This is a genomic window from Prauserella marina (genome assembly GCF_002240355.1).
Classification (GTDB): Bacteria; Actinomycetota; Actinomycetes; order Mycobacteriales; family Pseudonocardiaceae; genus Prauserella_A; species Prauserella_A marina.
The window spans coordinates 1,749,395-1,762,323 of the sequence record NZ_CP016353.1 but is presented as its reverse complement, the minus strand read 5'-3'; the positions used below and the strand labels follow the sequence as shown (position 1 = coordinate 1,762,323).

Sequence of the window (12,929 nt, the reverse complement as noted above, 5' to 3'; positions counted from 1 at the left end):
GGGCCACGCGCGCTGGCATACTGCCGGGCAAGCCCGTCGGCGAAGGAGGCCCCCGTGTTGCGCGTCGCCCTGTGCCAGCTCACCTCGGCAACCGATCCGGAGCGGAACCTGTCCCTCATCCGCGAGGGCGTGGCGGAGGCGGCTCGCGGCGGCGCCAGGGTCGTGATCTTACCCGAGGCCGCCATGGCCAGGTTCGGGGTCCCGCTCGGGCCGCTCGCCCAGCCCGTCGAAGGACCGTGGGCCCGTGCCGTCGGCGCCATCGCCGACGAGCACGACGTGCTGGTGGTGGCCGGGATGTTCACCCCGGCAGGCGAGCGCGTCCGCAACACTCTGCTGGTCACCGGCCTCGGCGAGCACACCGGCTACGACAAGATCCACCTCTACGACGCCTTCGGCTTCCGGGAGTCCGACACGGTCGAGGGCGGCTCCTCGCTCGTGACGGTCACCGTCGACGACGTCAAGCTCGGCGTCGCGACCTGCTACGACGTGCGTTTCCCCGAGCTGTTCCAGTCGCTGGCCGACGCGGGAACGAGCGCCGTGGCGCTGCCCGCGTCCTGGGGCGCGGGCGAGGGCAAACGCGAACAGTGGGAACTGCTGGTCAGGGCACGCGCGCTCGACTCGGGCAACTGGATCCTCGCCTGTGGGCAGGCCGATCCAGCCGCGACCGGGACCGAGGTCAATCCGAAGGCCCCGACCGGCATCGGTCATTCCCTCGTGGCCGACCCGTTCGGCGTGGTGGCCGCCCGGCTCGGCGCCGGGCCGGGACTACTCCTCGCCGACATCGAGCCCTCCGTAGCCGAGAAGTCGCGCTCCGCGACCGCCGTGCTGGCGAACCGGACACTCCACGAGGGACGGACCGGCCGACGGTAGTCCAAACGACCTCAGCTCAGGTCCATCCCGAGATCGAGCGCGGGCGAGGAATGCGTCAGCCCGCCGACCGCGAGATAGTCCACACCGGACTCCGCGTAGGCGCGCGCATTCTCAAGCCGCAGGCCGCCAGAGGATTCCAGCTTCGCGCCCGGCGACAGCTCGTCCCGCAGCGACACGGCCTTCGCGCAATCCGCCGGACTGAAATTGTCAAGCAGAATCTCGTCGGCCCCGGCCCGCAGCGCCTCGGCGAACTGGTCGAGATCGTCGACCTCGACCTCGCACGGCAAGTCGCCCGCGTGCTCCCTCGCCAGCCGCAACGCCTCCGTCACCGAACCCGAGGCCACGACATGGTTGTCCTTGATCAGAACCGCGTCACCAAGCCCCATCCGGTGATTGACCCCACCACCGCAGCGCACCGCGTACTTCTGCAACAAACGCAGTCCCGGCAAGGTCTTGCGCGAATCCCGGATCGCCGCGCCCGTCCCCTCGACAGCGGCGACCCACGCCGCCGTCGCCGTCGCGATCCCTGACAGATGGCACAACAGGTTGAGCGCCGTCCGCTCCGCCGTCAACAGTCCCCGCACGGGGCCACGCAACACCAGCACCGGCTCGCCCGCACGCGGAACCGAACCATCGCGACCGGACCGCACGACCTCGTAGCCATCGCCGAGAACCTCGTCGAACACGGCCAGCGCGGCCGGAATCCCCGACACCACACCGGCGGCACGCGGAGTCACCGCCGCGGTCGCCATCGCGTCGGCGGGAACCGTCGCGTCCGTCGTCGCGTCGGGGCCGTAGGCAAGATCCTCGGCGAGCGCGGTCGTCACCACCCGCCGAAGCACCTCGGCAGGCACCCCCGCCATGCCCAAAACATCGTCGTTCACGCGGCCTCCAGTATCTTGCGGGACACCCGCACCCGGTCGGCCCACGCGAACGGGGCTCCGCCATTGTCGTTCACGCGGCCTCCAGAATGCCCGGATCCGCCAGCACCGGCTGGCCCGACGGGCTCAACCGGATCAACTGGCTTCGCTGCCAATTCTCGTCGTCACGACCGGGGAAATCAGTGCGCACGTGACAGCCCCGTGACTCCTGCCGCCGCGCGGCCGAGGCGACCACCGCCTGCGCCAGCATCGTCAGCGCGGCCCCCTCCACCGCCTCCTGCGTCCACAACGGACGGTCCACGACCGAAAGATCGAGCACCGAACCCGCGGCGGCGAGACCGTCCGCGTCCCTGCCGATCGCCACGTAACGGCTCATCAACCGTTGCAGGGCATCCCTTTCCGCGACGGGAACCACCCGCTCCTCCGGCGTCTCCCCCACGTGACGCCGGAGCGAGCCGGAAGCCAGATCCTCGGCGACGGCCTCGGCCGCCCTTCCTCCGACGACAAGCCCTTCGAGCAAGCTGTTCGACGCGAGCCGGTTCGCGCCGTGCAACCCGGTCCTCGCCACCTCTCCGGCCGCGTACAACCCCGGTACCGACGTGCGCCCATCGGTACCGGTCAGCACCCCGCCGCACGCGAAATGCGCGGCCGGGGCAACCGGAATGACGTCCCGCGCCGGATCGATCCCCGCGCCCGCGCACGCGGCGTGCACCGTGGGAAACCTCGTCGCGAAACCGGAAATGCCCGTCGCGTCGAGGAAAACGTGATCGTCGACGCCGCCGGGGGCCGAAGCGAGATGCCGTGTGATCGCGGCCGACACCACGTCCCTCGGCGCGAGATCCGCCAGCGGATGCACTCCCCGCATCACCGGCGCGCCGGTCGCGTCGACCAGCACGGCGCCCTCGCCGCGCACGGCCTCGGTCACCAGCGGGCACCGCCCCCTCGCTCCCGGCGTGAACAGCACCGTGGGATGAAACTGCACGAACTCGATGTCGGCCACCGTCGCTCCGGCCCGCAACGCCAGCGCGACGCCGTCGCCCGTCGCGATCTCCGGGTTCGACGTCGCGTGGTAGAGCTGACCGAACCCGCCGGTCGCGAGCAGAACAGCGGGCGCTCGCAGCACTCCGGCGACGCCATCGGGGTCGAGCACGCTCACTCCGGCGACCGCGCCGTCGGCCGAACGCAGCGCGTCGACGGCAACGTGCCGTTCGAGCACCGCGACACTGCGCAGCCCCGCTTCGGCGACCAGCGCGCGCTCCACCTCGGCTCCGGTCGCGTCGCCACCGGCGTGAATCACCCTGAACGCGCTGTGGCCTCCCTCGCGCGTCCTGGCCAGCCCCGATGGCCCCTCGTCGAACCTGGCACCGAGCCGACGCAACGCGGAGACCGCACCGGCCCCCTCACCGATGATGCCCGTGACGGCGTCGGTAGCGCACAGCCCAGCTCCTGCCGTCACGGTGTCCGCCGCGTGAGCGGCCACGGTGTCCGTCTCGCCCGTGCCTTCGAGCACGACGGCGACACCACCCTGCGCCCACCGGGTATTGCCCTCGTCGACCGTCCCTTTTGTCACCACGAGCACCCGCAGCCCCAGCGCCTTCGCGCGCAGCGCCGCCGTCAATCCGGCGACGCCGCTGCCGAGCACAACCAGATCCGCGTCGGCCTCCCAGCCGAACCCGGTTTTCGCTTCAGAGGCGTTAACCGGTTGGCTCATTCCCCGCCGCCAGGCTTGCCGATCTCGATCATGCGGCGGACCGAGGCACGGGCCCGCGCCGCCGTCTCCTCGTCGACCTCGACCTCGTCGGCACCCTCGCGCAGGGACCGCAGCAGCGCGGCCGGGGTGATCATCTTCATGTACCGGCAGGAAGCCCTGTCGTTCACGGCACGAAAGTCGATGTCCGGAGCGGCCTTGCGAAGCTGGTGCAACATGCCGACCTCGGTGGCGACCAGCACGGAGGCCGCCTTCGTCTCCTTCGCCGCGTGCAGCATGTCCCCCGTGGAAAGGATCTTCACCCGCTCCGGCGCGACGGCGCCCTCGCCCGCGAGGTAGAGCGCCGAGGTCGCGCATCCACACTCGGGGTGGATGAACAGGTCGGCCTCGGGGCTGGCCGAAGCGCGCTCGGCCAGTTCGGGACCGTTGATCCCGGCGTGCACATGGCATTCTCCTGCCCAGATGTGCAGGTTCTGCCTTCCGGTCTCCCGCTTGACGTGCGCGCCGAGGAACTGGTCCGGACAGAACAGCACGTCCCTGTCCTCCGGTATCGAGGCGACGACGTCGACCGCGTTCGACGAGGTGCAGCAGATGTCGGTTTCCGCCTTCACCTCCGCCGTGGTGTTCACATAGGACACCACGACCGCGCCGGGATGCTGCGCCTTCCACTCCCGCAACTGCGCACCCGTGATGGAGTCGGCGAGCGAGCAGCCCGCGCGCGCGTCGGGAATCAGCACCGTCTTGTCAGGAGAGAGGATCTTCGCGGTCTCGGCCATGAAGTGCACGCCGCAGAAGACGATGGTCGAGGCCTCACTCTCGGCCGCGATCCTGCTCAGCGCGAGCGAATCGCCCGTGTGGTGGGCGATCTCCTGAATTTCGGGCAGCTGGTAGTTGTGCGCGAGCACCACGGCGTCGCGCCGCTCGGCGAGCCGGCGAACCTCGTCGGCCCAAGCCGCGTCGGCGTCGACTCCGCCGTAGGGAACGAGCGCATCGGCTTGCACAGTCATATTGAGCCTCCAGAGTTTTCGCCTTATAATCGAAAACCGTGCGGTCTCATATTAACAGCACCACCCCCCTGGCACACGAGGTTCTCGCGGCGGTATTGCAGGTGCGTTGCGCCACACTGCGCGTACTGCTGTGGCGGCGGGCGCTCGATCCGCACGTCGGAAGGTGGTCACTTCCCGGAGGCAGACTGCGACCAGACGAGGACGTCGAACAGTCGATCCGCCGCCAGCTCGCCGAGAAGGTCGACGTGAAGCAACTGACGCACGTCGAGCAACTTGCCGTTTTCAGCGCGCCCTACCGGGTCCCCGGCCCTCGGGTCGTCGCGACCGCGTTCCTCGGGCTCGTGCCATCCGACGTCGATCCCGAGGTGCCGGAGGACACGGCGTGGCACCCCGTGGACGACCTGCCCCGCACCGCGTTCGACCACGAGGCGATCGTGTTGCGCGCCCGCGACCGGCTGCGCGCGAAACTCAGCTACACCAACCTCGGATTCGCGCTGGCACCACGGGAATTCACCGTCTCGTCGCTGCGCGAGCTGTACTCGGCGGCGCTCGGTTACTCGGTGTCGGCGACCAATCTGCAACGCGTGCTGTCCCGGAGGGGGCTGCTCGTGCCCACCGGCAGTACCGCGCCGTCGGGAAGGGCTGGCGGGCGTCCGGCTGCCCTTTACTCGTTCGCGCACGACGACATGCAGGTCACCGACCCGTTCGCCGTGTTCAAGCCGCCGTCGCCCAGCCGTGCGCCACGGTCGCGGACGCGCGGGCAGGCCCGCGACGCCGTAACGTGAGGTCGTGGCCGACATGACACCGGAGCGTGCGGATTCCGGGGCGACGGAACGGATGTTGCCGTTGTTCCCGTTGCACACCGTGCTCTTGCCAGGCGCGCACCTGCCGCTGCACATCTTCGAGCCGCGATACCGCCAGCTCACCGCCGACCTGACCGGCGAGCGATTCCCCGAACCGCTCTTCGGGGTCGTGGCCATCCGCACATCGCTGATCCGCGAGGTGGACAACCTCGACCACGTGCACGCCATCGGCTGCGGCGCGCTGCTGCGGGAGGCCAAAGGACTGCCGGACGGCCGGTTCGACATCGTCACGACCGGAACCCGCAGGTTCCGGCTGCTCGACATCGAAACACGATCGGCGCCGTACCTGATGGCCAAGGTGTCCTGGCTCGACGACACTCCGATGCCTTCGGCGAAGCCCGACCTGGCCGCGCGGCTCGGGGACATCGCGCGAGCCGCGCACCACCGCTACTGCGCCTCGGCATGGGAAAGGGACGGCTGGCAGTCCCCCGCGCCGGACACCGACCTGCGCGAGCTGGCCTACCTGCTGGCAGGCGACTGCCTGCTGCCGATAGACGACAGGCAAGCCCTGCTCGAGGAACGTCATCCGCTGCGCCGTCTCCGCACCGTGTGCAGACTGCTCAACAGGGAGGCGGGCTTCCTTTCGAAGCTGCACGCGGTGCCGGTGCCCTTCACCGACGTCGACGCTCCGGCGGCGCCGAGCATGAACTGAGTCACCTTCCGGTTGACCCTTCCGCATGGGTCAAGGTTCTACCTTCCCGGCGTGCTGACCGACACCACCCAACGCTCGGCAGGCCGGTTTCCCGGCTGGCTGCTGTGCCTGCTGATCGCCACTTTCGCCGTGGGTACCGACGATTTCGTGATCGCGGGCGTGCTGCCGCGGATCGCGAACGACCTCGATGTCGGCGAGGCATCGGCGGGCCAGCTCGTTTCCGTGTTCTCCATTGTGTACGCGGTGTCCGCCCCCGTTCTCGCGACGCTGACGGCGAGACTTCCCCGGCGAATCCTGTTTTGCGGCGCGCTTTTCGTCTTCACCGCCGCCAATGTCGCCGCGGCCTTCGCGCCGTCGTTCGTCGTGCTGATGGTCCTCAGGATCGTCGCGGCGGTCGCGGCGGCAACCGTCACGCCGGTCGCGTTCGCACTCGCCGCGAGCATGTCCCCCGCGCACCGCGTCGGCCGCAACATCGGTCTGGTCGCGGCTGGACTCACCATGGCACTTGTCGCAGGAGTGCCCGCGGGGACCTGGATCGGGACGCAATGGAGCTGGCGGGGCAGCTTCCTGCTCGTCGCCGCGCTCGGCGTCGCCGCCATCGCGATCGCGTCGACGGGGCTGCGCGACCAAGGAACAGCCGATCCGGTGCCACTGCGCGACCGGCTGCGGCTGCTGGGTAGTACACCGGTGCTGATCGGCGTCGCGGGAACCACGCTCGGCGGAATCGGCGGGCTCATGACCTACACCTACATCGCCCCGATCGTGCGCGACCTCTCCGGAGCGGGCAGCGGCACGCTCGCGATCCTCATCGGCGTCACGGGGATCGCGGGTGCCGTCGGCACCGCCGTCGGCGGGCGGCTCACCGACAGATGGGGCGCCGACCGGACACTGTTGCTCGGGCTGAAAGGGCAGGTCGCCGCTTCCGCGGCGCTCACGGCCTTCGGATTCGCGTGGCAGGGGAACGCGCCGCTCCCCCTGACCGCGGCGGCATTCGCGCTGTGGGGATTCGCGGGCTGGGCGTTCAACCCGCCGATGAACGCGCGCCTGCTCGCACTGGCGCCGGGCGCGGGCACCGAAGCGGTCGCGCTGAACACCAGCGGGCTGTACCTCGGCATCGCGCTCGGCGGAGGAATCGGCGGGCTCGTGCTGCCACACCACGGCGGCGGCGGGGTAGTACTGGCTGCCACGGTGTTCGGGGTACTGACCGTCGGATTGCTCACCGCTTCGATCGCCAGGTACCCGGCGACCGCACGAGCGGCATAACCTGGGCACCGGATCGGCACACACCGGGGACGGGACGGCAGCCATGCACATCGGAGAACTCGCGGAGCGGACGGGAGCCACGAAACGCGCCTTGCGTTACTACGAGCAGGAAGGTCTGCTCAGCGCGCGGCGCGAGGGCAACGGATACCGTGACTACGACGACGACGCCGTCCTCACGGTGCACAACATCCGGCAGCTGCTGGGCACCGGGCTTTCCATTGCCGAGATCAGGGAACTCGCGGGCTGCCTCGCCAAAGACCTTTCCCACGGTCCAGTATGCGCCGAGGCGATCGAACTGTACCGGCAGCGCCTCGACTCGGTGACCGAACGGCTCGAAGCCCTGCACGACACGAGGGAGCGGCTCACCGCGCACCTCGCGCAAACGGCGGGCGGCTGAACGAAGGACGTCAGCCGAGCCTGCGGCCGAGATCGTCCCTGCTGTTCCAGGTGGCCAGAACCCCGTAGGCGAGCGCGACCGTCAACGGCTGGGCGATGACCACCCAGCCCGATTCCAGCACGGGCGCCTTCTCGACGATGTCACCGACATTCGGCGTGCCCGTCACCGCGTGGAGACTGTCGGCGAACGCGATGCCCATACGCATCCCCAGCCACGCGGCCAGCAGCGAACCACCGACGGCCGCGAGCAGGACGACGGGTCCCCTGCGTTCCCTCAGGAACCACACGGCGACACCGACGACGAGCCCGGTCGCCAGCCCCATCAGGGCGAAGATCGCCAGCGCGTCGAAGCGGTGCCAGCTCTCCAGTTGCAGCGCGATGGGGTCGCCTTCCGCCGACACCACACGCATGCGCTGGGTCGGCGCCAGCCTCGACCAGATCCAGCCGAGCGGGATCCCCAGCAGACCGACCATCGACAGCACGCTGATCGCGGGTACCAGGTCGGCCTTGACGACCACCTTCGGCCGGACCTCGCGCGCCTCCGCCCACGCCTGCGCGAACGAAGGGGTCTCCGCCTGCTGCTCCGGCAATCCCGGCCTCCCTCTGCCATTCGCCCCCTGCTTGCGGGGGAGCCTAGCCGGTCGGCGTCACGCCCGCCGAGGTGGATTCGCCGTGCCTGCTACAGCGCGCGCTCCAGCCCGAGGGAGTCACTTGGACGATCATCCTGCGCGCGCACTGAGCGCAGTAGCGGGGAGGTTCGAGCGCGGTGCGCGGATTGTGGCACGCGACGTGGTTTCCGCCGCCTTGCTCCGGGTCCTCCGATCCTCCGCAGTGGACACAGAACCGGCCGCTCACAGGGTCTCGCTGAGCGCCTTGATCGGCATGCGCAACTCCCGCAGCATGTCGAGGTCGGCCTCGGCGGAGCGGCCGAGATTGGTCAGGTAGTTGCCGACGATGATCGCGTTGACGCCGCCGAGCATGCCGTGCTCCGCACCGAGATCGCCGAGGGTCAGTTCCCTTCCTCCCGCGAATCGCAGCATCGTGCGTGGCATCGCGAGCCGGAACGCCGCGACGATCCGCAACGCGTCCTTGCCCTCGACGAGTTCGTAGGACTCGTACGGCGTCCCCGGCTGCGGGATCAGGAAGTTGAGCGGAACCTCGTGCGGATCGAGCTCGGCGAGCTGAGCCGCGAACTCCGCGCGCTGCTCGGCGGTTTCGCCCATGCCGAGAATGCCGCCGCAGCAGACCTCCATGCCCGCGTCCTTGACGAGAGCGAGCGTTTCCCTGCGCTCCTCCCAGGAATGTGTCGTGACCACGTTCGGGAAATGCGAGCGCGCCGTTTCCAGGTTGTGGTTGTAGCGGTGCACGCCCATGTCGACGAGTTCGCCGACCTGTTCGGGCGTCAGCATCCCCAGTGAACAGGCGATCTGGATGTCGTTGCCGGATTCGCGGATCGCGGTGATGCCTGCCCGCACCTGGGACAGCAGCCGCTCGTCGGGGCCACGCACCGCGGCGACGATGCAGAATTCGGTGGCTCCGGTGGCGGCCGTTTCCGCCGCGGCTTTCACGAGCCCGGGGATGTCGAGCCAGGCCGACCGGACCGGGGTGGGAAATCGTCCGGATTGCGAACAGAAGTGACAGTCCTCGGGGCAGCCGCCGGTCTTGACGCTGACGATGCCCTCGACCTCGACCTCCGGACCACACCAGCGCAACCGCACCTCGTGAGCGAGTGCGAGCAGTTCCGGCAGGTGCTCGTCCGGCAGCCGCAGGACGGAGAGAATCTGGTCTTCCTCCAGCCCGGCACCGCGTTCGAGCACCTGCTCGCGGGCGATGGGGATGATCGGCGAATCGGCGGTCGCTGCCGGCACGGCATCTCCTTCGGGGCTGAACTGATCCGGGGCTTGTTCGGGTGCTGCTGTCGCGCGGGGTGCGGCGACGCGGCACATGCTACTGCGGCGCCGAAACCTGTCCGGTGAAACAGTCGGAGTCGAACTCGCCGCCGAACCACGGGGAAAGGCCACGCCGCGCCTCGGCGAGGAATTCGGCCATCGTCACCTCACCGAGCCCGTCCGGGAGCACGCCGAGCAGCGGCGCGCCCGCGGCGACCGGCAGATCCGCGACGTTGCACCTGGCCGCGAGATCTGGCCGCGCCGGCCACGCCCCGATGACAAGCCCTACGACGTCGAGGCCACGCCCGGTCGCGACCTCCGAGGTCAGGGCGGTCGCGTTGATCGTGCCCAGGCCCGGTTCCGCGACGATGAGCACCGGCGCGCCGAGCGACCACGAGACGTCGGCGATCGTTCCGCCGCCGGAGTCGAAGGGCACGAGCAGCCCGCCCGCGCCCTCGACGAGCACGAGCTCGTGCTCGTCGTGCAGCTCGCTCGCCGCCTTGGCCACCTCGGCGGGAGTCACCGGAGGCAGCCCTCGCCTTCGGGCCGCGGCGTCGGGCGAGAGCGGGTCCGGATAACGGCGGATTTCGCGGGTGACGACGTCACCGGCAAGGCGGCGCACATCGGCCAGATCTCCCGGTTGATCCTGGGAGACACCGGTCTGTGCCGGTTTGAGTACCGCGACGCTCTGGCCGCGGTCTCGCGCGAGCGCCGCGATGGCCGCGGTCACCACTGTCTTGCCGACGCCGGTCCCCGTTCCAGAGATCACCAGCACGGTCACATCGCGACAGTAATACCGCCTGCCGCGACGGCCGTCACCCGGTCTTGACCTCCGGCTCCACCGCCGGCGCCTCGGCACCGGCCGGGACGAAGGCGCCCTCCGCGGGATCGAAGAGGTAGACCTGCGCGTTGCCGACGTCGAAGTACATTCCGGTGAGCTGGAGTTCGCCCTTGCGTTCCGCCTCGGCGACCATCGGATACCGCCTGAGGTGGTCGAGTTGCTGCAACACGTTGTGCAGCGCGAGGCGGTCGCCTTGCAGCTCCGGAACCTTCCCCGCCAGTGTGACCGGCGTGTTTCCCGCGTGCCTTCGCATGCTCGGCGCCCCGTGCCGCAACCAGCGGGCGAGCGAGGGCAACCCACCTGGCGTGTCACCGAGCAGCGCTCGCATGGCGCCGCACGAGGAATGCCCGCACACCACGACCTCGCGCACCCCGAGCACGCTGACCGCGTATTCGATGGAGGCGCCGACCGAGTCGTCGTCGCTCACGGTCACGGCACCACCGACAGGAACGAAGTTGCCGACGTTGCGCACCGCGAACAGGTCGCCAGGCCCGCTGGTGGTGATCACGTTGGGCACGATCCTCGCGTCGCCGCACGTGATGAACAGCGTGTGCGGGCGCTGATCGGTCGCCAGCTTGCTCATGGTCTCTTGCACGAGCGGGGCCGTGCGGTTCTGGAACTCCGAGGTGCCCCTGCGCAGCGGGCCAGTCCGCTGGTCGGGAATGTGCACGCCGAAGTCTTTCGCCATCCACTCCGACCACGGCGCGAGCCAGCGGGGCACGACGGGTTTGGCCGCCCTGCGGCGCACCGTCGGCGCGTCGGATTTGCCTCTGGCGAACCAGGGATGCCCCAGCTCGTCGACCACGACCGTGCCCCCGGCCCGCTCGTGAGCCTGCTGCCAGCTGGAAAGGCACTCGAAGGAGGCGTGGTCGAGATAATCCACGACCAGTTCGAGCGTGACCGTGCTGCCCTCGGGCATCGAATTGAGCACTGTGGACAGCCGGGGAACCGAGAGGAAGGTCAGCGCGCCCTCGATGACGAGGCGCCGGTGCTGCCCCTCTCCCTCCGCGTGGATGCCGGACCACATGGTGCGCCCCAGCATCAGCACGAGCGAGAGCGCGATCCCGAGCAGCACGCCGCTGAGCAGGTCGATGGTGACGACACCGATCAGCGTCACCAGGTACAACGGCAGGTCACCGTGCTTGAGCACCTGCCGGATGTGTTTGATGTCAACGAGTTTGGCGCCGACGACGACGAGCAGGCCGGCCAGCGCGGCCAGCGGGATGCTCTGGATGAGCGAGGCGAGGGCGACGGTGAACAGCAGCACCCACAGGCCGTGCATGATGGCCGACGCCCTCGTCCGCGCTCCCGCGACGACGTTGGTCGAGCTGCGCACGATGACGCCGGTGACCGGAAGACCGCCGATGGCACCGGAGGTCATGTTGGCGACGCCCTGACCGACGAGCTCGCGGTTGAGGTTGGCTCGCTTTCCGTTGTGCATCTTGTCGACGGCGACCGCGGAGAGCAGGGTTTCGACGCTGGCGATGAGCGCGATGGTGAGCACGGCGACCCCGAAGTCGAACCAGTGCCCTTCCGGAAGTCGCGGCATCAGCGTGACCGAGAGCAGGTCGCCCGGCAGCTCGACCCGCTGCGCGGCCATGCCCGCGACGGAGGCCAGCACGGTGACGACGGTGATCGCGGCGAGCGGGCCGGGGATCTTGCGCACCGCCGCCGGCAGTTTCGGCCACACCAGCAGGATGGCGATGGTCAGCACGCCCAGTATCGCGGCGGTGTCGTGATGCGCGACGAGCTGACCAGGCAGCGCGAGGATGTTGTCGATGGACGAGCTCTGCGCGCTACCGCCGAGAACGACGTGCAACTGCCCGAGAACGAGCGTCACCCCGATCCCGGCGAGCATTCCGTGAACGATGGCGGGCGAGATCGCGAGCGCCGCCCTCGCGACCCTGCTCAGTCCGAAAAGGACTTGCAGTGCGCCGGCGCCGACGGTGATGGCACAGGTGACCGCCCAGCCGAACGTGTTGATGGTCTCGGCCATGACGATGGTCAGCCCTGCGGCCGGACCGCTGACCTGCAGCGCGGAACCGCCGACCGCGCCGGCCACGACACCGCCGACGATCGCGGCGATGAGGCCGGCGACGATCGGGGCTCCCGAGGCGAGCGCGATACCGAGGGACAGCGGCACCGCGACGAGGAACACCACCAGCGATGCCGGGACATCGTGGCGCAGAACCTCGTTCGCTTTCCGCCATGGCGAAGCGCCGCGGTCATCGCTCGTCGCGAGACCGTTCTTCCTCGTCATACAAAGATCCTTCCGGTTGTCCGCGTCAACGGTCGTACTGAATGTGCCGCGTGGCTGGCATCCGCACCGATGAGCCCAGGATGTCGACAAAGAGTGCGTCACCAGATAACCGGAGAATGTGTGAAATGTCCGCTATAGAAAGAAGTTCTCATGTTTACTTCATGAGCCCGTCACTACCCAGCGGCCATCTCTTCGTGAACACAACCCACGCGTAGTGGGCTGAGTCTCACTCCATTCAGGATCCAAACCGGACAGTCAACTGCGGTAAGTGATCATGATGCCGCTCGCTGGCAGTGTCC

Annotated in this window: 13 protein-coding genes; 5 read left to right on the top strand and 8 right to left on the bottom strand. The window is 69.2% G+C overall.

Annotated elements, in window-relative coordinates:
* The first annotated feature begins 54 nt into the window (after nucleotides 1-54).
* Nucleotides 55-870 carry a carbon-nitrogen hydrolase family protein gene (locus tag BAY61_RS08100; protein ID WP_091800576.1) on the top strand — a complete coding sequence of 272 codons (816 nt, stop codon included), beginning with the start codon at nucleotides 55-57 and terminating at the stop codon, nucleotides 868-870.
* A gap of 11 nt (nucleotides 871-881) precedes the next feature.
* Here BAY61_RS08100 and nadC read toward each other — a convergent pair whose 3' ends face one another.
* From nadC to nadA, 3 genes are all read right to left on the bottom strand, one after another.
* The gene (gene nadC, locus BAY61_RS08095) at nucleotides 882-1,733 is read right to left on the bottom strand and encodes a carboxylating nicotinate-nucleotide diphosphorylase (RefSeq protein WP_091800928.1); all 852 of its coding nucleotides are present in this window, start codon (nucleotides 1,731-1,733) and stop codon (nucleotides 882-884) included.
* Nucleotides 1,734-1,824: 91 nt separating this feature from the next.
* A complete protein-coding gene (locus BAY61_RS08090) occupies nucleotides 1,825-3,462 on the bottom strand; it encodes an L-aspartate oxidase (RefSeq protein WP_091800573.1) in 1,638 nt (545 codons plus the stop codon).
* Nucleotides 3,459-4,466, bottom strand: a complete 1,008-nt coding sequence (gene nadA, locus BAY61_RS08085; protein WP_091800570.1) for a quinolinate synthase NadA — start codon at nucleotides 4,464-4,466, stop codon at nucleotides 3,459-3,461. Before nadA ends, BAY61_RS08090 begins: the two co-directional genes overlap by 4 nt.
* A gap of 95 nt (nucleotides 4,467-4,561) precedes the next feature.
* On the opposite strand from nadA, the gene BAY61_RS08080 reads away from it, so the two are divergent.
* Genes BAY61_RS08080 through BAY61_RS08065 form a run of 4 tightly spaced genes read left to right on the top strand, consistent with a single transcriptional unit; the run spans nucleotide 4,562 to nucleotide 7,641 of the window.
* Nucleotides 4,562-5,251 (top strand): NUDIX hydrolase, encoded by a 690-nt coding sequence (locus BAY61_RS08080; protein ID WP_170140098.1) that lies wholly within the window; start codon nucleotides 4,562-4,564, stop codon nucleotides 5,249-5,251.
* Nucleotides 5,252-5,264: 13 nt separating this feature from the next.
* Nucleotides 5,265-5,981 (top strand): LON peptidase substrate-binding domain-containing protein, encoded by a 717-nt coding sequence (locus BAY61_RS08075; RefSeq protein WP_091800925.1) that lies wholly within the window; start codon nucleotides 5,265-5,267, stop codon nucleotides 5,979-5,981.
* A gap of 51 nt (nucleotides 5,982-6,032) precedes the next feature.
* A complete protein-coding gene (locus BAY61_RS08070; RefSeq protein ID WP_211323449.1) occupies nucleotides 6,033-7,244 on the top strand; it encodes an MFS transporter in 1,212 nt (403 codons plus the stop codon).
* 43 nt (nucleotides 7,245-7,287) lie between these two features.
* Nucleotides 7,288-7,641: a MerR family transcriptional regulator gene (locus tag BAY61_RS08065; protein ID WP_091800564.1), complete on the top strand. Its 354-nt coding sequence runs from the start codon at nucleotides 7,288-7,290 to the stop codon at nucleotides 7,639-7,641.
* A 10-nt stretch (nucleotides 7,642-7,651) separates the two neighbouring features.
* On the opposite strand, the gene BAY61_RS08060 is transcribed toward BAY61_RS08065, so the two are convergent.
* The 5 genes from BAY61_RS08060 to BAY61_RS08040 form a co-directional block, all read right to left on the bottom strand.
* On the bottom strand, nucleotides 7,652-8,230 hold the full coding sequence (locus tag BAY61_RS08060; protein ID WP_245865909.1) for a DUF2567 domain-containing protein: 579 nt from the start codon (nucleotides 8,228-8,230) through the stop codon (nucleotides 7,652-7,654).
* Nucleotides 8,231-8,273: 43 nt separating this feature from the next.
* Nucleotides 8,274-8,495: a biotin synthase auxiliary protein BsaP gene (bsaP, locus tag BAY61_RS33480; RefSeq protein ID WP_091800561.1), complete on the bottom strand. Its 222-nt coding sequence runs from the start codon at nucleotides 8,493-8,495 to the stop codon at nucleotides 8,274-8,276.
* Nucleotides 8,492-9,508: a biotin synthase BioB gene (gene bioB / locus BAY61_RS08050; RefSeq protein ID WP_170140064.1), complete on the bottom strand. Its 1,017-nt coding sequence runs from the start codon at nucleotides 9,506-9,508 to the stop codon at nucleotides 8,492-8,494. Before bioB ends, bsaP begins: the two co-directional genes overlap by 4 nt.
* A gap of 79 nt (nucleotides 9,509-9,587) precedes the next feature.
* Nucleotides 9,588-10,310 carry a dethiobiotin synthase gene (bioD, locus tag BAY61_RS08045; RefSeq protein ID WP_091800556.1) on the bottom strand — a complete coding sequence of 241 codons (723 nt, stop codon included), beginning with the start codon at nucleotides 10,308-10,310 and terminating at the stop codon, nucleotides 9,588-9,590.
* A 34-nt stretch (nucleotides 10,311-10,344) separates the two neighbouring features.
* A complete protein-coding gene (locus BAY61_RS08040; RefSeq protein ID WP_091800553.1) occupies nucleotides 10,345-12,630 on the bottom strand; it encodes a SulP family inorganic anion transporter in 2,286 nt (761 codons plus the stop codon).
* Between the last annotated feature and the right edge of the window lie 299 nt (nucleotides 12,631-12,929).